Origin of the sequence: Meinhardsimonia xiamenensis (genome assembly GCF_900102905.1) — a bacterium.
Classification (GTDB): domain Bacteria; phylum Pseudomonadota; class Alphaproteobacteria; order Rhodobacterales; family Rhodobacteraceae; genus Meinhardsimonia; species Meinhardsimonia xiamenensis.
Map to the genome: position 1 here is coordinate 241,354 of NZ_FNFV01000002.1, position 21,317 is coordinate 262,670.

The 21,317-nt window shown below is 67.8% G+C and carries 22 protein-coding genes; 16 read left to right on the forward strand and 6 right to left on the reverse strand.

What is annotated here, in order from left to right; translation table 11 throughout:
- Positions 1 to 65 precede the first annotated feature (65 nt).
- A complete protein-coding gene (locus tag BLQ14_RS05065; RefSeq protein WP_092498902.1) occupies positions 66 to 1,841 on the reverse strand; it encodes an SLC13 family permease in 1,776 nt (591 codons plus the stop codon).
- Between the two features lie 298 nt (positions 1,842 to 2,139).
- On the opposite strand from BLQ14_RS05065, the gene BLQ14_RS05070 reads away from it, so the two are divergent.
- The 4 genes from BLQ14_RS05070 (at position 2,140) to BLQ14_RS05085 (ending at position 5,174) form a co-directional block, all read left to right on the forward strand.
- Complete coding sequence (locus BLQ14_RS05070; RefSeq protein WP_092498904.1) at positions 2,140 to 2,889, forward strand: YebC/PmpR family DNA-binding transcriptional regulator; 750 nt, start codon at positions 2,140 to 2,142, stop codon at positions 2,887 to 2,889.
- 74 nt (positions 2,890 to 2,963) lie between these two features.
- On the forward strand, positions 2,964 to 3,581 hold the full coding sequence (locus BLQ14_RS05075) for a M23 family metallopeptidase (protein WP_092498906.1): 618 nt from the start codon (positions 2,964 to 2,966) through the stop codon (positions 3,579 to 3,581).
- A 27-nt stretch (positions 3,582 to 3,608) separates the two neighbouring features.
- Positions 3,609 to 4,217, forward strand: a complete 609-nt coding sequence (locus BLQ14_RS05080; protein ID WP_092498908.1) for a LysE/ArgO family amino acid transporter — start codon at positions 3,609 to 3,611, stop codon at positions 4,215 to 4,217.
- 42 nt (positions 4,218 to 4,259) lie between these two features.
- A complete protein-coding gene (locus BLQ14_RS05085) occupies positions 4,260 to 5,174 on the forward strand; it encodes a DMT family transporter (RefSeq protein WP_092498910.1) in 915 nt (304 codons plus the stop codon).
- 21 nt (positions 5,175 to 5,195) lie between these two features.
- On the opposite strand, the gene choV is transcribed toward BLQ14_RS05085, so the two are convergent.
- The 3 genes from choV to BLQ14_RS05100 all read right to left on the reverse strand — a co-directional run bounded on the left by choV (position 5,196) and on the right by BLQ14_RS05100 (position 8,170).
- Positions 5,196 to 6,251: a choline ABC transporter ATP-binding protein gene (gene choV, locus BLQ14_RS05090; protein ID WP_092498912.1), complete on the reverse strand. Its 1,056-nt coding sequence runs from the start codon at positions 6,249 to 6,251 to the stop codon at positions 5,196 to 5,198.
- Positions 6,248 to 7,084 carry a choline ABC transporter permease subunit gene (gene choW, locus BLQ14_RS05095; RefSeq protein ID WP_092498914.1) on the reverse strand — a complete coding sequence of 279 codons (837 nt, stop codon included), beginning with the start codon at positions 7,082 to 7,084 and terminating at the stop codon, positions 6,248 to 6,250. Before choW ends, choV begins: the two co-directional genes overlap by 4 nt.
- A gap of 141 nt (positions 7,085 to 7,225) precedes the next feature.
- The gene (locus tag BLQ14_RS05100) at positions 7,226 to 8,170 is read right to left on the reverse strand and encodes a choline ABC transporter substrate-binding protein (RefSeq protein ID WP_092498916.1); all 945 of its coding nucleotides are present in this window, start codon (positions 8,168 to 8,170) and stop codon (positions 7,226 to 7,228) included.
- Positions 8,171 to 8,269: 99 nt separating this feature from the next.
- On the opposite strand from BLQ14_RS05100, the gene betI reads away from it, so the two are divergent.
- From betI to BLQ14_RS05135, 7 genes are all read left to right on the forward strand, one after another.
- Positions 8,270 to 8,836, forward strand: a complete 567-nt coding sequence (betI, locus tag BLQ14_RS05105) for a choline-binding transcriptional repressor BetI (RefSeq protein ID WP_170068409.1) — start codon at positions 8,270 to 8,272, stop codon at positions 8,834 to 8,836.
- Positions 8,833 to 10,341, forward strand: coding sequence for a choline-sulfatase (gene betC, locus BLQ14_RS05110; RefSeq protein ID WP_092498920.1), 1,509 nt, complete (start codon positions 8,833 to 8,835; stop codon positions 10,339 to 10,341). The genes betI and betC overlap by 4 nt, the downstream gene beginning before the upstream one ends.
- A 2-nt stretch (positions 10,342 to 10,343) precedes the next feature.
- Complete coding sequence (gene betB / locus BLQ14_RS05115; RefSeq protein ID WP_092498922.1) at positions 10,344 to 11,804, forward strand: betaine-aldehyde dehydrogenase; 1,461 nt, start codon at positions 10,344 to 10,346, stop codon at positions 11,802 to 11,804.
- A 210-nt stretch (positions 11,805 to 12,014) separates the two neighbouring features.
- Positions 12,015 to 12,662, forward strand: a complete 648-nt coding sequence (locus BLQ14_RS05120; protein WP_092498924.1) for a glutathione S-transferase family protein — start codon at positions 12,015 to 12,017, stop codon at positions 12,660 to 12,662.
- Positions 12,662 to 14,320: a choline dehydrogenase gene (gene betA / locus BLQ14_RS05125; RefSeq protein WP_092498926.1), complete on the forward strand. Its 1,659-nt coding sequence runs from the start codon at positions 12,662 to 12,664 to the stop codon at positions 14,318 to 14,320. Before BLQ14_RS05120 ends, betA begins: the two co-directional genes overlap by 1 nt.
- Before the next feature lie 63 nt (positions 14,321 to 14,383).
- Positions 14,384 to 15,058: a thermonuclease family protein gene (locus tag BLQ14_RS05130; protein WP_092499452.1), complete on the forward strand. Its 675-nt coding sequence runs from the start codon at positions 14,384 to 14,386 to the stop codon at positions 15,056 to 15,058.
- Positions 15,059 to 15,143: 85 nt separating this feature from the next.
- On the forward strand, positions 15,144 to 15,404 hold the full coding sequence (locus BLQ14_RS05135; protein ID WP_092498928.1) for an HP1242/YdcH family protein: 261 nt from the start codon (positions 15,144 to 15,146) through the stop codon (positions 15,402 to 15,404).
- An 8-nt stretch (positions 15,405 to 15,412) separates the two neighbouring features.
- Here the strand turns inward: BLQ14_RS05135 and BLQ14_RS05140 are convergent, their stop codons facing one another.
- Positions 15,413 to 16,801 carry a helix-turn-helix domain-containing protein gene (locus tag BLQ14_RS05140; protein WP_092498930.1) on the reverse strand — a complete coding sequence of 463 codons (1,389 nt, stop codon included), beginning with the start codon at positions 16,799 to 16,801 and terminating at the stop codon, positions 15,413 to 15,415.
- 71 nt (positions 16,802 to 16,872) lie between these two features.
- The gene (locus BLQ14_RS05145; protein ID WP_092498932.1) at positions 16,873 to 18,120 is read right to left on the reverse strand and encodes a multidrug effflux MFS transporter; all 1,248 of its coding nucleotides are present in this window, start codon (positions 18,118 to 18,120) and stop codon (positions 16,873 to 16,875) included.
- 192 nt (positions 18,121 to 18,312) lie between these two features.
- Here BLQ14_RS05145 and BLQ14_RS05150 point away from each other — a divergent pair, with 192 nt between their 5' ends.
- The 5 genes from BLQ14_RS05150 (at position 18,313) to BLQ14_RS05160 (ending at position 21,247) form a co-directional block, all read left to right on the forward strand.
- Entirely contained in the window at positions 18,313 to 19,845 is a 1,533-nt protein-coding gene (locus BLQ14_RS05150; protein ID WP_092498934.1) for an acyl-CoA carboxylase subunit beta, read from the forward strand.
- Positions 19,846 to 19,918: 73 nt separating this feature from the next.
- Positions 19,919 to 20,041: a hypothetical protein gene (locus BLQ14_RS15605; RefSeq protein WP_281220837.1), complete on the forward strand. Its 123-nt coding sequence runs from the start codon at positions 19,919 to 19,921 to the stop codon at positions 20,039 to 20,041.
- On the forward strand, positions 20,041 to 20,469 hold the full coding sequence (locus BLQ14_RS05155) for a DUF6497 family protein (protein WP_092498936.1): 429 nt from the start codon (positions 20,041 to 20,043) through the stop codon (positions 20,467 to 20,469). The genes BLQ14_RS15605 and BLQ14_RS05155 overlap by 1 nt, the downstream gene beginning before the upstream one ends.
- 214 nt (positions 20,470 to 20,683) lie before the next feature.
- Positions 20,684 to 20,815 (forward strand): hypothetical protein, encoded by a 132-nt coding sequence (locus tag BLQ14_RS15610; RefSeq protein WP_281220838.1) that lies wholly within the window; start codon positions 20,684 to 20,686, stop codon positions 20,813 to 20,815.
- A 72-nt stretch (positions 20,816 to 20,887) separates the two neighbouring features.
- Positions 20,888 to 21,247 (forward strand): hypothetical protein, encoded by a 360-nt coding sequence (locus BLQ14_RS05160; RefSeq protein ID WP_092498938.1) that lies wholly within the window; start codon positions 20,888 to 20,890, stop codon positions 21,245 to 21,247.
- Positions 21,248 to 21,317: the final 70 nt, after the last annotated feature.

Genomic DNA, 21,317 nt, shown 5'->3' on the forward strand with positions numbered 1-21,317 from the left:
CACCTCCCTTGCTTCCCGGCGCGAGACTGGCAGAGCCTGCCCCCGAAGAAAAGGGGCGCCGCGCCTCAGAGCGGCCAGAAGACCAGGATCGCCGGGATCGACACCGCCACCACGACGATCTCGAGCGGCAGCCCCATGCGCCAGTAGTCGCCGAAGCGGTAGCCGCCGGGGCCGAGAATCAGCGTGTTGTTCTTGTGACCGATCGGCGTGAGGAAGGCGCAGGAAGCGGCGATGGCCACCGCCATCAGGAAGGGGTCGGGGCTGACGCCGAGCGCGCGCGCCATGTCGATGCCCACGGGCGCGGCGACGATGGTGGTGGCGGTGTTGTTGAGCACGTCCGAAAGCGTCATCGTCACCAGCATCAGCACCGTCAGCACCGCCCAGGCCGGCCAGCCCTCGGTCAGCCAGACGAGCGAGCGCGCGACAAGCTCGGTGCCGCCCGAGGCCTCGAGCGCCGCGCCGAGCGGGATCATCGAGCCCAGAAGCACCACCACGGGCCATTCGATCTGGTTGTAGAGTTCGCCGAGCGGCACGATGCGCAGGAGCGCATAAAGCGCCACCACCGCCCCGAGCGCCACCGGCAGGTAGACGAGCCCGAAGCTCGCCGCCGCGACCGCCGCGGCGAAGATGCCGATCGCCGCCCAGGCCTTCGAGGGGTCGGTGACCGCAAGATCGCGCGCGGCCAGCGGCAGGCAGCCCAGCCATTCGACCACATCGTCGCGCGTCTCCTCGGGTGTCAGCAGAAGCAGGATGTCGCCCGGCTCGATCACGGTGTTGCGCACCCGCGTGCGGATCGTCCGGCCCTGCCGGGAGATGCCCAGAAGCACCGTGCGCCGCCGCCAGCCGAGCCCCACCGACTGGGCCGTCTTGCCGGCGATGCGCGCACCCTCGGGCACCACCGCCTCGACAAGCGCCACCCCCGCGCCCTCCGCCTTCAGCGCCTCTTTGCGCTTCTCCTCGGCAAAGTCGAGCCGCGTGGCGGCGCGGAACTCGTCGAGCGCCTCCGGGCTTGCCTCGATCACCAGCGCGTCGCCCGCCTCAAGCCGCGTGTTGCGCTGGGTGCCGTAGCGCCGCTTGCCGCCGCGCACGAGGCCGATGATCTGCACGTCGTTCTTCGCCGCAAGCTCATCGAGCTCGGAGAGGCGCTTGCCGATGAGCTCGGAGCCCTCGGGCACGACAAGCTCGGCGATGTAGTCGGCAATCGCGGCGGCAGGCTCGCGCGCCGCGCGCTGGGGCGCGGGGATCAGCCGCCAGCCGACAAGCGCGACGAAGGCAAGCCCGGCAAGCGCGGTCAGCCCGCCCACCGGGGCGAAGTCGAACATGGCGAAGGGGGCGCCGAGGGCATCCTCGCGGATGGCGGCGATGATGATGTTGGGAGGCGTGCCGATCAGCGTGACCATGCCGCCAAGAATGGTGGCGAAGGACAGCGGCATGAGCGAGAGCGCCACCGGCCGGCCGGCCTTGCGCGCGGTCTGGATGTCCACCGGCATCAGGAGCGCAAGTGCGGCGACATTGTTCATGAAGGCCGAAAGCAGCGCCCCGACCCCGCCCATGATGGCGATGTGGCGGGCAAGCGGGCGGCTCGCATCGATGAGCGTGCGGGTGATCATGTAGACCACGCCCGAGCGCACGAGCCCCGCCGAGACGACGAGCACCAGCGCCACGACCATGGTCGCCGGATGCCCGAAGCCCGAAAACGCCTCATCCGTCGGAACGACGCCGAGAAGCACCGCGACGATGAGGGCGGAGAAGGCGACAAGGTCGTACCGGATCCGACCCCAGAGAAGAAGGCCGAACACGGCACCGAAGAGAGCGAAGAGAATGGCCTGATCGGCGCTCATGCAACGCTTCTCCTGCCGCTGCGGGGGGCAGCCCCGGCCCGCCCCCGCACCGCGCCCGGCGCTGCCGGGGCGAGGGAGAGCGGCTTGCGTCCGGGGCTGGCGGAGGTGCGGGGCAGGGGCATGGGGCGGCGTGCTCTTGCATGGGACGGATCGAGCGCCACATTAGGATCAGCGAGGGGGCAAGGCCAGAGGCCGACGGCGGGCGCGGCGGCGGGCGCATCGTTCCGGCGGGATTGCCCCGTGAAGGGCGCGCGGCTATAGAGCGCGCGTTCAGCAGGTTGCAGGAGTGGAGTGGGTCATGGCCGGCCATTCGAAATGGGCGAACATTCAGCATCGCAAGGGGCGTCAGGACGCGGCGCGCTCCAAGCTGTTCTCGAAACTGTCCAAGGAGATCACCGTCGCCGCCAAGATGGGCGACCCCGATCCTGACAAGAACCCGCGCCTGAGGCTTGCGGTCCGCGAGGCGCGCGCGGCTTCCATGCCCAAGGAAAACATCGAGCGCGCGATCAAGAAGGCCATCGGCGGCGAGGCCGAAGCCTATGAGGAGATCCGCTATGAGGGCTACGGCCCCGGCGGGGTGGCGATGATCGTCGAGGCGATGACCGACAACCGCAACCGCACCGCCTCCACCGTCCGCTCCACCTTCGGCAAGCACGGCGGGTCGCTTGGCGAGACCGGCTCGGTGAGCTTCATGTTCGAGCGCAAGGGCGAGATCCGCTATCCGCCGGGCTCCTTCGACCTTGAGCATGTCTTCGAGGCCGCGCTCGAGGCCGGTGCGGAGGATGTCGAGGACACCGGCGACGGTTATGTGATCATCACCGCCGATACCGACCTTGCCAGCGTCGCGAGCCAGCTCGAGGAAACGCTGGGCGAGCCCGAATCGGCGCGTCTCGTCTGGCGGCCCACCACCACCACCGAGATCGACCTCGAGACCGCCGAGAAGCTGATGAAGCTGATCGAGGCGCTCGAGGAGGATGACGACATTCAGAAGGTGACGGCGAATTTCGAAGTCTCCGACGAGGTGATGGAGAAGCTCGCCGCCGGCTGACCGGGGCAACCGGGGCAGAGGGCGCGCGCTCCCGATGAGCGGGGGCGCAAGGGCACAAAAGCCGGGGAGGGCGCATGGCACGGTATCTGCTCGCGGCTGCAGCGGCGCTATTCGCTCTCGCCGGCTGCATGGAGGTCGAGCGCTACGGCGGCGCAGCGCCCTACGAGGCTTTCGTCGATGATCCGATCGAGGTCGTCGTGCCGCCGAACGCCCCCTACATCAGCAAGGAATTCGCGCCCGGCAATCCCGACATCTCCTACCCCGGCCATTACGGCATCGACTTCTGGGCCAAGCGTGGCACGCCCATTCTCGCCGCCGCGCCCGGTGTCGTCGTCGCCTCCTACTACGAGCCGAACTACGGCAACCGCGTGGTCATCGACCACGGGACCGACGAGGGGGGGCGGCGCGTGCGCACCGTCTATCTGCACCTTCAGAGCCGCGGCGTGAAGCCCGGCGACAAGGTCAGGCGCGGGCAGGAGATCGCCACCATGGGCGACACGGGGCTTCTGGGCCTTCTGGTCCACCTGCATTTCGAGGTCCGCCGCGAGAACGAGCGCGGCAACCTCAAGGCGCTTGACCCGCATCTTTTGTGGGCCGACGGCGTGGGGCGCGTGACCTGCTTTGACGCACGCCGGCGCCTGCCGGCGCGTCCCTTCCGCATAACTCTCCCAGTGCCCTGCAAGGCCGGGTGAGAGGCGGTGGCATTCTCGGAGGTTCCCATGTCGTTCGAGGCGCTCTCGGCCGGCTTCGCACTCGGCCTCAGCCTGATTCTCGCCATCGGCGCACAGAACGCCTTCGTGCTCAGACAGGGGTTGAAGGGCGAGCATGTGTTCGCCGTCTGCCTGACCTGCGCGCTCTCCGATGCGGTGCTGATCGCCATCGGCGTGGGCGGCTTTTCCGCGCTTCAGGCCGTCATTCCCGGTATCGCCACGGCAATGCGCTGGGCGGGTGCGGCCTTTCTTTTCGTCTATGGCGCGCTGTCCTTCCGCGCCGCCTTCGGGCCTTCGGCCGCACTCGACCCGGCCGCGCGCGCGGCGGGCTCGCTGAAAAGGGCGCTTCTCACCTGCCTTGCGCTGACCTGGGGCAACCCGCACGTCTATCTCGACACGGTGGTGCTTCTGGGCTCGATCTCCACCCAGTATGACGGCGCGCGCCTTGCCTTCGGAGCCGGTGCGGTGACGGCTTCATTCCTGTTCTTCTTCTCGCTGGGCTATGGGGCGGCGGTGCTGCGGCCCGTGTTCGCCCGCCCCGCCGCCTGGCGCGTTCTGGAGGTGGTGGTCGGCGCCGTCATGTGGACGATCGCCGCAAGCCTCATCATCGGGGGCTGAGCCCCCTTGCGGACGCTGCCGCGCTGTCGTTTTCTGCGCGCCATGTCCGAGACCGCATCGGCGGGAGCGTCCCGCCCGGTGGCGGGGGTGTTCTGGATGCTCGTCACCGGGGCGCTCTTCGTTGCCGTGACCGCCATCGTCAAGCATGTGGGCAGCCGCATCCCTCCTCCCGAGGCGGCGTTTCTGCGCTATGCGCTGGGGCTTGTGTTCCTCGTCCCGATGCTGCGGCCGATGTTCGCCGCGCCCCCCGACCGCCGGGCGCTGACGCTGTTCGGCGCGCGCGGGCTCGCGCACACCTTTGGCGTGATGGCGTGGTTCTACGCCATGACCCGGATCCCCATCGCCGAGGTGACGGCGATGAACTACCTCTCCCCCGTCTATGTCACCCTCGGCGCGGCGCTGTTTCTTGGCGAGACGCTGGCGGCGCGGCGCATCGCTGCGGTCGCGGTGGCGCTCCTCGGCGCGCTGGTGATCCTGCGGCCCGGCATGCGCGAGATCTCGCCCGGGCATGTGGCTATGCTCTTCTGCGCGCTCTTCTTCGCCGCCTCCTACCTGATGGCGAAGGTGATGTCGGGGCGGGTGAGCCCGGCGGTGGTCGTGGGCTGGCTGTCGGTGACGGTGACCGTGGGCCTTGCGCCCTTCGCCGCCGCGGTGTGGGTGACACCGACGCTCACCGAGCTGTTCTGGCTCTTCCTCGTCGCTGCCTGCGCCACCGGCGGACATTACACCATGACGTTGGCCTTCCGCGCCGCGCCGCTGTCGGTTACCCAGCCGGTGACCTTCCTGCAGCTGGTGTGGGCGGCGCTTCTCGGCGCGCTGGTCTTCGGCGAGCCGGTGGACGGCTGGGTGATCGTGGGTGGCGCGCTGATCCTCGGCTCGGTGAGCTTCATCACCTGGCGCGAGGCGATGCTGAAACGCCGCGCCGTCACGCCACCGGTGATGGCGACCAAGCTCTGAGCATCTTGCCCGTGCGGGAGATTACTCCGCCCCCCTTGGGTCGAGAATCCGCGCCATGACAAGGGCAGGGGTGATCACGCCGACCACGGCGCCATCTTCCTCGACCGCCACCGCCTCGGCCCCTTCGGTGAGCCGGCGCATCACCTCGCTCAGCGGCGCATCGGGCGCAACCCGCGCCGCGGCCCTCGCGCCGCCTGTGGGCTCCATGACATCGGCAGCGCGCAGCACGCCGAGCGGGTTCATGTGCGCCACGAAATCGGCCACGTAGTCATTGGCCGGGTTCGTGAAGATGTCCTTCGGCGTGCCGCACTGCACGATGCGCCCGCCTTCCATGATGGCGATACGGTCGCCCAGCTTGAAGGCTTCGTCGAGGTCGTGGCTGACGAAGATGATGGTGCGCGAAAGCCGCTCCTGCAGCTCCAGCAGCTCGTCCTGCAGCCGCGCGCGGATCAGCGGGTCGAGCGCCGAGAAGGGCTCGTCCATCAGCAGGATCGGCGCCTCGGTCGCGAAGGCGCGCGCCAGCCCCACCCGCTGCTGCATGCCGCCCGAGAGCTCGTCCACCCGCCGCTCGGCCCAGTCCGACAGCCCCACGAGCTCGAGCTGGGCATCAACCCGCGCCCGCCGCTCGGCCGCCGGAACGCCGCCGAGCTCAAGCCCGAGCCCGACATTCTCGCGCACCGTGCGCCATGGCAGCAGCCCGAACTGCTGGAACACCATCGACACGCAGTGAAGCCGCAGCCGCCTCAGCTGCGCGGGATCGGCCCGCGTGACCGAGACCATCTCGTCGCCGAAGCGCAGCCGCACGTCGCCGCGCGTGACCGGGTTGAGCCCGTTCACCGCCCGAAGAAGCGTCGACTTGCCCGAGCCTGACAGCCCCATCAGCACGAGAATCTCGCCCTCGGCGACGCTCAGCGAACAGTCATGCACGCCCAGAACCTGCCGCGTCCGCGCCTGGATCTCCTCCCGGCTCAATCCTTCGTCCATGAGCGGCAGGGCCAGTTCGGGCCGGTCGCCGAAGACGATGGACACATGGTCAAACTCGACCGCCGTCCGCGTTGTGCCTGCCCCGACGCTCATCTGTTCCGCTCCACGCGCAGCATGCGATCAAGCATGATGGCGACCACGACGATGACAAAACCCGACTCGAAGCCGAGCGCGGTGTTCACCTGGTTCAGGGCGCGCACGACCGGAACCCCAAGCCCGTCCGCGCCCACGAGCGCGGCGATGACCACCATCGACAGGCTCAGCATGATGGTCTGATTGAGGCCGGTCATGATCTGCGGAAAGGCGAAAGGCAGCTCCACCTTCCACAGCACCTGCCGGTCGGTCGCGCCGAAGGCGCGCGCGGCCTCCAGAAGCGGCTCGGGCGTGGTCGACACGCCCAGATGCGTCAGCCGGATGGGGGCGGGCAGCACGAATATGACCGTCGCGATCAGTCCCGGCACCATGCCGATGCCGAAAAAGACGATCGCGGGAATGAGATAGACAAAGGTCGGCAGCGTCTGCATCAGGTCCAGCACGGGCCGCATCGCCGCATAGAGTCGCGGCCGGTGCGCCGCGGCGATGCCCAGCGGCACGCCTGCCGCCATGCAGACCACGCAGGCAGAGAGCACCAGCGTGAGGCTCTCGGTGGTCTCCTCCCAGTAACCCTGGTTGAGGATGAAGAGAAAACCGGCCGCCACGAAAAGCGCTGTCTTCCAGCTGCGCTGCAGCACCCAGGTCAGGGCCACGAAGGCGGCGACCACAATGAGCGGATGGGGCGTCTGCAACAGCCACAGGATCGCGGCAATCATTGCATCGAGCCCGTCCGACAGCCCGTCGAAGAACCACGCTCCATGCCCCTGCAGCCAGTCGAAGGCATCGCGCGCCACCGCGCCGATGGGGATCTTGCGCTCGGTCAGCCACTCCACGGCCAATTCTCCCCGCCTTGGGGGCGGTCACCAAATGACCGCCCCCTTGTTCATCATCCTGGTGAAAATACCCCGGGGGTCGCCATTGATGGCGCCATCGGTTCAAGCCCAATGGCGACGGGGCAGAGCCCCCGCCACTGCTCACTCGATGCCAAGAGCCGCCTTGACCGCCGCGAGCCCGTCGCCGCCGTCGCGGGTCTTCACGCCGTCAAGCCATGCCTCGAGCACCTCGGGATGCGCCTTCAGCCAGTCGCGGGCGGCTTCCTTCGGGTCGCGGCCCTCGTCGAGGATGGCCCCCATGATCTCGTTCTCCATCTGGAGCGAGAACTTGAGGTTCTTCAGAAGCCGGCCCACATTCGGGCATTCCTCGACATACCCCGCGCGGGTGTTGGTATAGACCGTCGCGCCGCCATAGTCGGGCCCGAACCAGTCGTCGCCGCCCGAGAGATAGGTGATGTCGAAATTGGCGTTCATCGGGTGCGGCTCCCAGGCGAGAAAGACGATCGGCTCGCCGCGGCGCTCGGCGCGCGCGACCTGCGCCAGCATCCCCTGCTCGGAGCTTTCCACCACCTCGAAGCCCGAGAGCCCGAAGGCATCCTGCGCGATCATGTCCATGATCAGGCGGTTGCCGTCATTGCCCGGCTCGATGCCGTAGATCTTGCCGTCAAGCTCATCGCGGAACCTGGCGATGTCGGCGAAGTCGCGGATTCCAAGTTCGGCCCCCTTGGCGTTGGTCGCGAGCGTGTATTTCGCGCCCTCGAGATTGACGCCGACGACATCCACCTTGCCGGAGTCGCGGTAGGGGGCGATGTCGGCCTCCATGGTCGGCATCCAGTTGCCGAGGAACACGTCGATGTCGCCATTGGCGAGCGAGGTGTAGGTGACCGGCACGGAGAGAACTTTCACGTCCGTGTCATAGCCGAGCGCCTCGAGCACCACGGTCGTGGCCGCCGTGGTGGCGGTGATGTCGGTCCAGCCCACATCGGAGAAGCGCACGGTGCCGCACTGTTCGGGCTCCTGCTGCGCCAGCGCCGGCGTGCCGGCCAGCGCAAGCGCCAGGGCGGCGAGAATGGGTCTGATGTTCATGGCGGGATCCTCCCCGGTTTCTTGATTGACGAGTCAATTAAAGACCAGCTAGCTTCGTCCCGCAACCCCGCACGGAGGTCAGGCGTGCCGAAACTCGGGATGGAACCTATCCGACGCCAGGCGCTGGTCCAAGCGACCATCGCCGAGATCGGCCATGTCGGCTCGCTCGACGTCACCGTCAGCCGGATCGCCCGGCGCGCCGGCGTCTCCGCGGCGCTCGCGCATCATTACTTCGGAAACAAGGAACGGCTCTTTCTCGCCGCCATGCGCCACATCCTCGCCGTTTACGGCCGCTCGGTCCGCGAGGCACTGAGGACGGCGGAGAGCCCGCGCGCGCGACTCGATGCCATCATTCGCGCAAGCTTCGGCCCGGAGAATTTCGACGACGCGACCATCTCCGCCTGGCTGAACTTCTATGTCGCCGCGCGCCTCTCGCCCGAAGCCTCGCGGCTGCTCGCGATCTATCAGCGCCGGCTGCGCTCGAACCTTCTGCACGCCCTGCGCCCGTTGGTGGGTCCGCGCGCCGCGCAGCTGGCGGAAGCCATCGCCGCGCTCATCGACGGGCTCTACATCCGCGCCGCCCTGGCACCGAAGGCGCCGGATGCCACCGCCGAGATCGCCCTTGTCCGAGACGTGATCGACGCTCTGATCGGAGAGGCGCCATGACCCGCCCCAATGTTCTCATCGTGATGGTGGACCAGCTCGCCGGCACGCTGTTTCCCGACGGCCCGGCGTCCTGGCTCGTCACACCCAATCTGGCCCGGATTGCCGAGCAGTCGGTGCGGTTTGCCAACTGCTACACCGCCTCGCCGCTCTGCGCGCCCGGCCGCGGCGGCTTCATGACCTCGCGGCTGCCATCGGCCACCGGCATCTACGACAACGCCGCCGAGTTCCGCGCCGAGCTGCCCACCTTCGCCCACCTTCTGCGTCGCGCCGGCTGGCGCACCTGCCTTTCGGGAAAGATGCATTTCGTCGGCCCCGATCAGCTGCACGGCTTCGAGGAGCGGCTCACGACCGACATCTACCCCGCGGATTTCGGCTGGACGCCCGACTGGCGCCGCCCCGGCGAGCGCATCGACTGGTGGTACCACAACCTCGGCTCGGTGACGCAGGCGGGCGTGGCCGAGATCACCAACCAGCTCGAGTATGACGACGAGGTCGGCTTTCTCGCCCGCCAGTGGCTCTATGACGCCGCCCGCGGCGCCGATGCGCGGCCCTGGTGCCTGACGGTGAGCTTCACCCACCCGCATGACCCTTACGTCGCGCGCCGGCGCGACTGGGATCTCTACGCGGGGTGCGAGCACCTTCTGCCGGAGGTGCCGGCGCTGCCCTATGAGTCACATGACCCGCATTCCCAGCGCATTTTCGACGCCAACGACTGGCGATCCTATCATATTTCCGACAATGACATCACCCGCGCCCGCCGCGCCTATTTCGCCAACATCTCGTACATCGACCGGCAGATCGGCGAGATTCTCCAGGTGATGGAGGACACGCGCCAGGAGGCCGTCGTCATCTTCTGCTCCGATCACGGCGACATGCTGGGCGAGCGGGGGCTGTGGTTCAAGATGAGCTTCTTCGAGGGCTCGGCGCGCGTGCCGCTGATGATCGCGGCGCCCGAACTGGCCCCGGCCCGCATCGATGCACCCGTTTCCCTGATGGACCTTGGCCCGACGCTGCTGGAGCTTCTGGGCATCGAGGCGGGCGATGCGGCCGAATGGTGGGATGGCCGCTCGCTCCTGCCGCTCGTCGCGGGCGGCGAGCGTGGGGCGCCGGTGGCGATGGAATATGCCGCCGAAGCCTCCGTGGCGCCGATGGTGGCACTGGTGGAAGGCGGCTGGAAATACACCCGCTGCCGGGTTGACCCCGAGCAACTCTTCGACCTCAAGGCCGACCCCCATGAGCTGACGAATCTCGCCGCGGACCCCGCTCATGCCGACCGCCTCGCCGCCTTCCGCGCCAAGGCCGATGCGATGTGGGATCTCGACCGTTTCGAGGCCGAAGTGCGCGATTCGCAGGCGCGCCGGCTCATTGTCTACGAGGCCTTGCGCAAGGGCGGCTACTACCCGTGGGACTACCAGCCGCTCAAGGACGCCTCCGAGCGTTTCATGCGCAACCACAAGGATTTGAACGTGCTGGAGGAAAGCCAGCGCTTCCCGAGAGGAGAGTGAGAATGCGCCCCGATGTCCAGCCCGCCGCCAGCCATTTCGTGAACGGCCAGCCGATGGAGGATGCGGCCGGCACGCCGATGCCCGTCATCTACCCTGCCACCGGAGAAGAGGTCGCGCGCGTTCACGCCGCCACGCCCGAGGTGGTGGAAGCGGCGCTTTCGGCCGCGGCCGCGGCGCAACCGGCATGGGCTGCGCTCTCGGGCACCGAGCGTGGGCGCATCCTGCGCCGGGCGGCAGAAATCATGCGCGAGCGCAACCGCGCGCTCTCCGAGATCGAGACCATCGACACCGGCAAGCCCCTGCAGGAGACGCTGGTGGCCGACGCCACCTCGGCGGCCGATGCACTGGAATTCTTCGGCGGCATCGCGGGGGCGCTGCGCGGCGAGCATGTGCGCCTGCCCGGCGGCGATTTCGCCTACACGATCCGCGAGCCGCTGGGCGTGTGCGTGGGGCTCGGGGCGTGGAACTATCCCACGCAGGTCGCCTGCTGGAAGGCGGCGCCCGCGCTTGCCTGCGGCAACACCATGGTCTTCAAGCCGTCCGAACTTACGCCGCTCTCGGCGCTGAAAGTGGCCGAGATCTTCATGGAGGCGGGCGCGCCGCCGGGCGTGTTCAACGTCGTCCAGGGCGCGGGCGAGGTGGGGGCCGCGCTCGTCACCGACCCGCGGGTGGCCAAGGTCTCGCTCACGGGCTCGGTCGAGACCGGCAGGCGCGTCTATGCCGCCGCGGCCGAAGGCATGCGCCATGTGACCATGGAACTTGGCGGCAAGTCGCCGCTCGTGATCTTCTCCGATGCCGATCTCGAGGCGGCGGTGGGCGGCGCGATCCTCGGCAACTTCTATGCCTCGGGGCAGGTCTGCTCGAACGGCACGCGGGTGTTCGTTCAGCGCCCCATTCGCGACGCCTTCCTTGAGCGGCTTACCGAGCGGCTCAAGGGCGTGGTGATGGGCGATCCGCTGGATGAGGCGGTGAATTTCGGCCCCCTCGTCAGCGCCGAGCAGCTCGCGATCGTCGAGGGCTACATCCGCAAGGGGGTGGAGGAGGGCGCGCGGCTCGTCACCGGCGGGCGGCGCGCCAACCGGCCCGGCTTCTTCATCGAGCCTACCGTCTTTGCCGAGGTCACCGACGAGATGACCATCGCGCGGGAAGAGATCTTCGGCCCCGTCATGGCGGTGCTCGACTTCGACGACGAGGAAGAAGTCATCGCGCGCGCCAATGCCACGCCCTATGGCCTCGCGGCCGGCGTCTTCACCCGCGATCTGGCCCGCGCCCATCGCATGGTGGCGGCGTTTCAGGCCGGCAGCACCTGGATCAACAGCTACAACCTCACACCCGTCGAGGTGCCCTTCGGCGGCAACAAGCTCTCGGGCGTGGGGCGGGAGAACGGGCTTGCCGCCATCGAGCACTATTCGCAGCTCAAGACGGTCTATGTCGGGATGGGAGGGCTGGATGCGCCTTATTGAGTTTAACGCGCGCCCGGCAGGCGCCCCGCCGTGCCCGCCCGAGGCGTGCGGGGACTCTGCCGAGAAGCGCTTCAGGGGGCTTCGCGCCCCTGAAGGCGCGCGTTCCAGTGTGATGTGGCGAGTCGCCGCCGCGTCAAGGACCTGCGGCCGCCTGCGGCGGTCGCCTGCGGCGATCCTTGACCCGGCGACGACTCACCGGAGGAAAGGGCGATGCTGACGGTCTATGGGCGCGCGACCTCGTCGAATGTGCAGGCCGTGATGTGGGGGGCGGCCGAGCTCGGGCTTGAGGTGGAGCGGCTCGACTACGGCCATGTTTACGGCGGGGTCGATACGCCCGAGTTTCTGGCCATGAACCCCAACGGGCGGGTGCCGGTCTTGCGCGACGGCGAGCTGGTGCTCTGGGAGAGCTGTGCCATCCTGCGCTACCTCGCCGCTCGCTATGGCGACGGCGGCGCCTTCTGGCCCGCCGATCCGGTGGCGCGCGCGCCGGTGGATCAGTGGGCGGAATGGGGCAAGGTCACCTTCGCCGCGGCCTTCATTCACCCGATCTTCTGGCCGCTCGTGCGCAAGCCTGCGCGCGAACGCGATGCCGTGGCGGTTGGGCGCGCCATCGACGAATTCATCCGGCTCGCGGGCATTCTCGAGGCGCAGATCGGCGAAGGGCCATGGGTGATGGGCGAGGCCTTCACCCTTGCCGATATCGTCTGCGGCCATGCGCTCTACCGCTGGTTCACCCTCGACATCGACCGCCCGCCCGCGCCGGGGCTTGAGGCCTATTATGCGCGGCTCACCGGGCGGCCGGCCTATCGCGCGCATGTCATGGTTGACTACGCGCCGCTCAGACATCCGGAGGCATGATGGAAGCGGATTTCGTCATTGTCGGCGCCGGCAGCGCCGGTTGCGCCATGGCCTATCGCCTTTCCGAGGCGGGAGCCTCGGTGCTGGTCATCGAGCATGGCGGCTCGGACGCGGGGCCGTTCATCCAGATGCCGGCCGCGCTTTCCTACCCGATGAACATGCGCCGCTATGACTGGGGCTTCGTCACCGAGCCCGAGCCGCATCTGGGCGGCCGGCGGCTTGCCTGCCCGCGCGGCAAGGTGATCGGGGGCTCCTCCTCGATCAACGGGATGGTCTATGTGCGCGGCCACGCCCGCGACTTCGACACATGGGCCGAGATGGGCGCCGACGGCTGGGCCTTTGCCGACGTGCTGCCCTATTTCAAGCGCATGGAGTGCTGGCATGACGGCGGGCATGGGGGCGATCCGTCATGGCGGGGGCTGAACGGGCCGTTGCACGTCACCCGCGGGCCGATGAAGAACCCCCTCGTGCGGGCCTTCATCGAGGCCGGGGTGCAGGCGGGCTATCCGCGCACCGAGGATTACAACGGCCGCCAGCAGGAGGGCTTCGGCCCCTTCGAGGCGACGATCTGGAAGGGGCGGCGCTGGTCTGCGGCGAACGCCTATCTGAAGCCCGCGCTGAAGCGGCCGAACTGCGATCTCGTGCGCGCGCTGGCCCGCCGCGTCGTGATCGAGGAGGGCCGGGCGCGCGGCGTCGAGGTGGCGCGCGGCGGGCGCATCGAGGTGATCCGCGCGCGCCGCGAGGTGATTCTCGCCGCCTCCTCGATCAATTCGCCGAAGCTCCTGATGCTGTCGGGCATCGGGCCCGCCGCGCATCTGGCCGAACACGGCATCGAGGTGATCGCCGATCGCCCCGGCGTGGGGCAGAACCTGCAGGATCACCTCGAGCTCTACGTGCAGATGGCGGCCAAGCAGCCCGTGAGCCTCTACAAGTACTGGAACCTGTTCGGCAAGGCGCTGATCGGGGCGCAGTGGCTCTTTTTCCGCCGCGGGCTCGGCGCCTCCAACCAGTTCGAGAGCTGCGGCTTCATCCGCTCGGCGGCGGGGGTGGAGTATCCTGACATCCAGTTTCACTTCCTGCCCATCGCCGTGCGCTATGACGGCAAGGCGGCGGCAGACGGGCACGGCTTTCAGGTGCACACCGGGCCGATGCGCTCGCCGAGCCGCGGGGCGGTGACGCTGCGCTCTGCTGATCCGGCCGAAGCCCCGATCATCCGCTTCAACTACATGAGCCACGAGAAGGACTGGCGCGATTTCCGAGCCGCCATCCGCTTTACCCGCGAGATCTTTGCCCAGCCCGCCTTTGCGCCCTACGCCGACCGCGAGCTTCTCCCCGGCCCCGACGCGCAGAGCGACGACGAGCTCGACGCGGTGATCCGCGAGCATGCCGAGAGCGCCTATCACCCCTGCGGCACCGCGCGCATGGGGCGGCGCGACGACCCGATGGCGGTGGTTGATCCCGAATGCCGGGTGATCGGCGTCGACGGGTTGCGGGTGGCCGATTCGTCGATTTTCCCGCAGGTGACCAACGGCAACATCAACGCGCCCTCGATCATGGTCGGCGAGAAGGCCTCCGACCACATTCTCGGGCGCAGCCCGTTGCCGCGCGAGGAGCGCGAGCCCTGGATCAATCCGCGCTGGCGGGAATCACAGCGTTGAGCCGTTAACCTTTCGTCAGCGAGGGGCTTGTGCCCCGCACCGCTGCGCGCGCATCTTGACGCCATGTTAAGATTTCGTTCGCAGCATGTTCTCGCCGTGGCGCTCCTGGCCCTGTGTGGTGCCGGTGCCGCGGCCGACGAACGGTTTTCCGGCGCCGCGGTGGTGATCGACGGGGACACGCTGGAGGTTCGGGGCAGGAAGGTCAGGCTGTTCGGCATCGATGCGCCCGAGCTGGGGCAGAGCTGCACGCGCGATGACGGGCGCGGCTGGGCCTGCGGCCGCTGGGCGCGGGACTGGCTCGCCGCCCGTCTGCGCGGCCGGGAGGTGACATGCGAGAAGCTGGGCACGGATCGCTACGCGCGCACGGTTGCCCGCTGCGCCGTGGAGGGAGAGGATATCGCTGAGGTGCTGGTGCGCGCCGGCGCGGCGATGGCGTATCGGCGCTACTCCCTCGACTATGTCGATGCGGAGAAGGAAGCCCTGTTTGCCAGGCGCGGTGTCTGGTCGGGGGAGGTGGACTCGCCCGCGGAGTTCCGCGCCCGCGCCGCGTCGCCGGTCCAGTCTGCGCCCGATCCTTCCTGCGCGATCAAGGGCAACGTCTCGCGCGCCGGACGGATCTATCACATGCCCGGCCAGCGCGACTACGAGCGGGTGCGCGTTGATCCGGCGAGGGGCGAGAGATGGTTCTGCTCCGAGGCCGCGGCCCGGGCGGCGGGCTGGCGGAGGGCGCTGAGGTAGGCGGGGTTGACCTGCCCGTTCCCATCACACAGATGGATGCGCAAGCCCGACGGGCAAGACAGCGGAACGAAGGAGATCGATACCCATGTCCCACCGACCCCACCTTCTGGAAGACGAGTTTCCCGAGCACGCCGCGCTCATTGCCGAGCTGAAGCAGAGCGACACCCACTTTGCTCACCTGGCGGAGCGGTTCGAGGCCCTGAACCGGGAGATTCATGCGCTCGAGGTCAGCCCGGATCCGGAGCTTGAACCCAAGGCCGAGGAGCTGCGCCGCAAGCGGGTGGCCCTGAAGGACGAGATCTACGCCTACCTGAAGAAAAAGGCGGCCGGGGCGGCGGCGGGCTGACGCCCCGCCTACTGCACCCGGTAGGGCAACAGGGCACGGCAGTTCGGGTCAATGGTGAGCCGCCGTTCCAGAGGTGGAACCGAGCGCTGGTGGCAGTCGGGTCGCTCGCAGATGCGGCACGAGATGCCGATGGGCTCGAAGGCGGCGCGGCGCGAAAGATCCATGTCGTCGGCATAGACAAGCGCGCCGGCGTGCCGGATCTCGCAGCCAAGCCCGATGGCATAGCGCTGCACCGGGGCGCGAAAGCTGCCGCCCGGTTTCGTGACCGCCCGCGCAAGGCAAAGGTAGCGCACGCCGTCGGGCGTCTCCGCCAGCTGGCGCAGGAAGCGGCCGGGCGTCTCGAAGGCCTGGTGAACGTTCCATAGCGGGCAGGCGCCGCCGTAGCGGGCGAACTGCAGGCGCGTGGCGGAATGGCGCTTGGTTATCGTGCCGGCCTGATCGACCCGCACGAAGAAGAAGGGCACGCCCTTGGCTCCGGGCCGCTGCAGCGTCGAGAGGCGGTGGGCGACCTGCTCGATCGAGGCGCCGAAGAGTCCGGCGAGGCGCTCGAGATCATGGCGCGTCTCCCGCGCGGCATTCAGAAACCGCTCATAGGGAAGCAGCGCAGCGCCGGCGAAATAGTTGGCAAGCCCGGTCTTGGCGATCGCCCGCGCCGCATCGCTGGAGAAACGGGCGAGATCGAGCGTGGCCTCGATCAGCGGTTCCTGCGTGAGAAGTGCAATCTGGTGCAGAAGCTGGAACAGTCTCGTCGATGTCGCCACCCTCCCGGAAATGCGCAGAACACGGGTTTCGGCATCGTATGAGCGCAGCGTGTCAGAGTCTTCGATCCGAAGGGTAATCCCAAGCTTTTCAAGCTGCGCCAGCGCGGCGGACTGCGCGTCTCCTGCGCCGGCGAAACGCTCCGCGGCCCGATCAACGGCGTCGATGTAATTGTCGCAATAATGAAAGAAGTCGCGCACCTCCTCCCAAGGCGACAGGCGCAGTCCCGCACCGTCCTGTCCGAGTGCTTCATCAAGCGACGCAAGCCGCTCCTGCGCCTGCACGTAAGCGCGATGCAGCCCCAGAAAGGCGCGCGCGAGCGCGGGCGCGTTCGACGCAACGAGCCTCAGATCGGCAAGAGCGGGAGCCTCTTCGCCGAAGACCGGATCGGCCAGCGCCTCCCGCATGTCCGAGACGAGCCGCTCGGCCTCGCCGGTGGAAAGCTCGGTGACGTCAAAACCGAACTCATGCGCAAGCGCCAGCACCACTGCGGCCGACACGGGGCGGTGGTTGTTCTCCATCTGGTTGAGATATGGCAGCGAGATGCCGAGCTTCTCGGCGAAGCTCCTCTGGGTCAGCCCCAGGCGCGTCCTGAGCTCCCTGAGCTTTGCTCCGGCATAGAGCTTGCGCGCGCCCATGGCCGCTCACCTTTGCAATTTCCGCAAGCCGATTTCTAGCTTTGCAAATTGCGCGCGGCAAGAGAGGGGGGCTAGTCGCCGCTCAATTGGCGCTCCCGCCGGATGGTGAAGAGCATTGCCGCCACGCCCGCGAGCGCGGTGGCAAGCATGATGACGATGAGCGGCTCGGCGCCCCGGCCGTCGCCGAGAACCGCGCCCGCCAACGCCGAGAGCGCCGCGCCGCCGCCGATCATCATGGCGCCGCCAAGCCCGCTTGCGGTGCCGGCCAGATGCGGGCGCACCGAGAGCATGCCGGAAGTGGCGTTGGGAATGGTCAGGCCGTTGCCGAGGCCGACGAAGGTCATGAAGCCGAAGAAGACGTAAGGGTTGCCGAGGCCGAGTTCGAAAAGCGCAAGCGAGGCCAGCATGCCGCCGCTGCACAGCAGTGTTCCGGCCAGAATCATGCGATTGATCCCGAAACGGACCGAGTACCGCCCCGAGAGGTAATTGCCGAGGAAATAGCCCACGGCCGGGGCGCCGAAGAAGGCGCCAAGCACGGCCGGGTCAAGTCCGAAGACACGGTCGCCGACATAGGGCGCGCCGCCGAGATAGGCGAAGAAGGCGCCGGAGGAGAATGCCGAGGCCAGGCAGTAACCCCAGAACCGGCGCGAGGTGAGCAGCTCGGGATACTGCCGGAACTGCGCCAGCAGCGAGATGCTGCCCCGCTGTCCGGTTTCCCCGAGGTCGAACCAGACCAGCAGGAAAAGGATCACGCCGATGGCCAGAAGGGCCCAGAAGTTGGCCTGCCAGCCGAAGAGCTCGTCGAGCCAGCCTCCGAGAGCGGGTGCGAGCATCGGCACCACGGACATTCCCATGGTCACATAGCCGATCATCGAGGCAGCCTGATCGGGGGGGAACATGTCGCGCACAATGGCGCGACTGAGCACCATGCCGGTCACGACCGCCGCCTGCGCCATGCGGAAGGCGAGGAAGATCTCGACATTCGGGGCGTAGATGCAGCCCAGCGTGGCCAGCAGAAACAGGACGAGGCCGCCGATGATCACGGGCCGCCTGCCATAGAGATCGGCAATGGGGCCGACGAAGACCTGCAGCAGCGCGTTCATGCCGAGGTAGATTGCCACCGAAAGCTGCATCAGCGCGTAGTCGGTGCCGAAATGGGCGGCCATCCTTGGCAGAGACGGAAGAAACACGTTCATCGACATGGCCGAAACTCCGGCCAGCAGGACGAGCGTGATCACATGTGGCGGTGACGCGCGGTCGAGAAAGCGCACGGAAGACTTGCGCCGCTCGTCGCGCCGGTCGGCGATTCCGATTGGCATTGTCAATCGCTATGACGAACTTGGTGCGATGTCCATCTGCATCAGCGCACAACCGATGGTGCGTTTCGTGTTGTTTTCATCTTTGCAATTTTCGAGAGCGCTTGGTGGTCATGTTTGCAAATTTACCGGTTTTTTCTTTTCCGCGTGCGTCCTTGCTTCTAGTTTCGTCGCCACCGCGCAAGGAGGACACCGGTGAACGACATCCTGCAGGAACTGGAACGCCGCCTCGCCTCCGCCCGTCTGGGCGGGGGCGAGGCCCGCATCGCCGCTCAGCACGCCAAGGGCAAGCTGACCGCACGCGAGCGGCTTGAAATTCTGCTCGACGAGGGCTCCTTCGAGGAGTTCGACATGTTCGTGACCCACCGCTGCACCGATTTCGGCATGGCGGCGCAGCGGCCCGCGGGCGACGGGGTGGTCACCGGCTGGGGCACGATCAACGGCCGACTGGTCTATGTCTTCTCCCAGGATTTCACCGTGTTCGGCGGCTCGCTCAGCGAAACCCACGCCCAGAAGATCTGCAAGATCATGGACATGGCGGTGCAGAATGGCGCGCCGGTGATCGGGCTCAATGACTCGGGCGGCGCGCGCATCCAGGAGGGCGTCGCCTCGCTGGCGGGCTATGCCGAGGTGTTCCAGCGCAACATCATGGCCTCGGGGGTGGTGCCGCAGATCTCGGTCATCATGGGGCCGTGTGCGGGTGGCGCGGTCTACTCCCCGGCCATGACGGACTTCATCTTCATGGTGAAGGACACCTCCTACATGTTCGTCACCGGCCCCGATGTGGTGAAGACCGTCACCAACGAAGTCGTCACCGCCGAGGAGCTCGGCGGCGCCACCACCCACACGCGCAAGTCCTCGGTGGCCGACGGGGCGTTCGAAAACGACGTCGAGGCGCTGATGGAAGTTCGCCGCCTCGTCGATTTCCTGCCGAAGTCGAACCGCGAAAAACCCCCGGTCCGACCCTTCTTCGACGACCCCGAGCGCGTCGAGCCCTCGCTTGACACGCTCATTCCCGACAATCCCAACCAGCCCTACGACATGAAGGAGCTGATCCTGAAGGTCGCCGATGAGGGCGATTTCTTCGAGATCCAGGAGGAGTTCGCCAAGAACATCATCACCGGCTTCATCCGCCTCGAGGGGCGCACGGTGGGGGTGGTGGCCAATCAGCCCATGGTGCTCGCGGGCGTGCTCGACATCGATTCAAGTCGAAAGGCCGCGCGCTTCGTGCGCTTTTGCGATGCCTTCGAGATCCCGATCCTGACCTTCGTCGATGTCCCCGGCTTCCTGCCTGGCACGGCGCAGGAATACGGCGGCGTCATCAAGCATGGCGCCAAGCTCCTCTTCGCCTATGGCGAGGCGACGGTGCCCAAGGTCACGGTCATCACCCGCAAGGCCTATGGCGGCGCCTATGACGTGATGTCGTCGAAACACCTGCGCGGCGACATCAACTACGCCTGGCCCACGGCCGAGATCGCGGTGATGGGCGCCAAGGGCGCCGTCGAGATCCTCTACCGCTCCGAGCTTGGAGACCCCGAGAAGATCGCCGCGCGCACGAAGGAATACGAGGAGCGTTTCGCCAACCCCTTCGTCGCGGCCGAGCGCGGTTTCATTGACGATGTCATCATGCCCCACTCGACCCGCCGTCGCGTCTGCCGCGCCTTCGCCTCGCTTCGTGAGAAGAAGCTGACAAACCCCTGGAAGAAGCACGACAACATCCCGCTCTGACCGGTTGCATCATCCTGGTTCAAATACCCTCGCCGAAGGCACGCGGCGCCAGCCGCGACAAGGAACCCGACCCATGGAGACCACGCCCGATTTCGTCATCACCCGCGCCGATGACCGCCACCGCGACGACATGGAGCTGATCGGGACCACCGCCCCAGCCCGCTTCGGCGCCCGCGCGGCGGGGGCGCCGGCCTGATGGCGCCGGCGGCCGCACATCGCGCGGCGCTCGTCGCCGGTCTCGCCCTTGCCCTGCCTGCGGCGGCGCAGGAGGCGGGCGCGCGCGTCGAGGTGCCTTCGGGGCAGGAGGTGCGCTTCATCGAGGCGCGGAGGGATGCCGGCGCCGCGGCGGGACTCACGGCGGGAATCACCTGGCGGTTCCGCTTCGTGGCGCCAGCCATTTCCCGCGTTGGTGGCACGGTGAATCTCGACACCGCCGCGCAGGACATGGAGCATCTGTGCAACCGATTCGCGTTGCCCTGGCTTCCGCAAGGCGAGGCGGTCGGACAGATCGTCATCGAACTCGCCGATCGGGAGGTCGAATTCGGCCAGCCGGCGCCGGAGGCGACCCGATATTTCGAGGCTTTCTCGGTGCAGGGCGGCCGATGCGTGTGGGAGGGCTTTTGATGATGGGCCTGAAGCCGCTGGCGCAGCGTCCGGGCATGCGCGGAAATGATGCAATCGCGCCACAACTGCGGCATCATGTCTGCACGGAATTTTCATTCGCCGAACGATGCCGTATTGTCGGCGCGGGTTACCGGACAGGGACCTGTACCTTGTATGGGGGGAACCGCGCCCATCAGAACGCGGGAAACCGCCAGGATTTGAATAGGAGACAAACATGTCGAAAGCCGTCAAACTGGTTCTCGCTCTCGGCCTCGTCGGCTTCGTTGCTGCCTGTGCGCAGCAGGAGGAAGTGGTCGTGCCCGAGCCGATCACCGTCGAGCCCGTCCAAACGGGCAAATACAAGTAAGATCACGCCGGGGCAGGCCGCCGCGCCTGCCCCGACCCACCGCCGCGCCCGTTTCCTGCCGGGGGGTGCGGCATGATCAAGCATCGCGGCTTTCCCGGCCGCCTTCCCGGCACCGATTTCCAGTTCACCATCCGACGCGCCAACCCGCGCGGGGCCACGCGGCTCGTCGCGCGTGAGCGTTACGCCGACCGCCGGCCGGCCGACCGCACCGCGGACGAGGCGTTTCTGGCCGCGCTGATCGCGCATTTCGGCGCCGAACCCTTCCCGCGCGGCAACCTCGATGCCGGCCGACTGTCGTGGCTCTTCGGCCGCGAGGTGGTGCCCGCCGAAGATTCTTTCGACCCCGAAAGCTACGACGCCATGCTGCGCGTCGATCTCGACGCCGCCCGGCGCAGCTTCCCCCAGCTCTTCGACGGGGAGGACCGGCCATGAGGCGGCCGGCCCCGTTCCTTGCGCGTGACTCCGCCGCGCGCTCCGCTCCCTTGCCCCTCTTTCCGATACG